Below are 510 nucleotides of genomic sequence, written 5' to 3'. Positions count from 1 at the left end.
GGTGAAGTCGTAACAAGGTAGCCGTATCGGAAGGTGCGGCTGGATCACCTCCTTTCTAAGGATAGATAATACGGAAACGCCGATTTAATATCGGTATGCAGGTCTGGTTGTTTGGTTCAGTTTTGAGAGATTAATTGTCTCTTATATAGATGGGCCTGTAGCTCAGTCGGTTAGAGCGCACGCCTGATAAGCGTGAGGTCGGTGGTTCGAGTCCACCCAGGCCCACCATCTCAAATTGCAACACGGGGCCTTAGCTCAGCCGGGAGAGCGCCTGCTTTGCACGCAGGAGGTCAGCGGTTCGATCCCGCTAGGCTCCATTTTGTACCTTGAAAACTAAATAAGAGCAAGACATTCAACGACATCAATCAATGCGTTCGTTTAATGAACGATAAATTAGTTAAGTGATTAAGGGCGCACGGTGGATGCCTTGGTACCAGGAGCCGAAGAAGGACGGGACTAACACCGATATGCCCCGGTGAGTCGTAAGTAGACTGTGAACCGGGGATTTCC

The 510-nt window shown here is 50.0% G+C and carries 2 tRNA genes and 2 rRNA genes; all 4 read left to right on the top strand.

The features are described from left to right. Nucleotides 1–55, top strand: a 16S ribosomal RNA gene (locus ACFQ4A_RS16355); the annotation flags it as partial. A 96-nt stretch (nt 56–151) separates the two neighbouring features. Next, nucleotides 152–228: transfer RNA gene (locus ACFQ4A_RS16350), tRNA-Ile, on the top strand. Between the two features lie 16 nt (nt 229–244). Further along, a tRNA-Ala gene (locus ACFQ4A_RS16345) sits at nt 245–317 on the top strand. Nucleotides 318–395: 78 nt separating this feature from the next. Continuing rightward, nucleotides 396–510, top strand: a 23S ribosomal RNA gene (locus ACFQ4A_RS16340); the annotation flags it as partial.

The organism is Lentibacillus salinarum, from assembly GCF_042679865.1.
Lineage (GTDB): Bacteria > Bacillota > Bacilli > Bacillales > Amphibacillaceae > Lentibacillus > Lentibacillus salinarum.
This window is presented reverse-complemented; position numbering and strand designations above follow the sequence as displayed.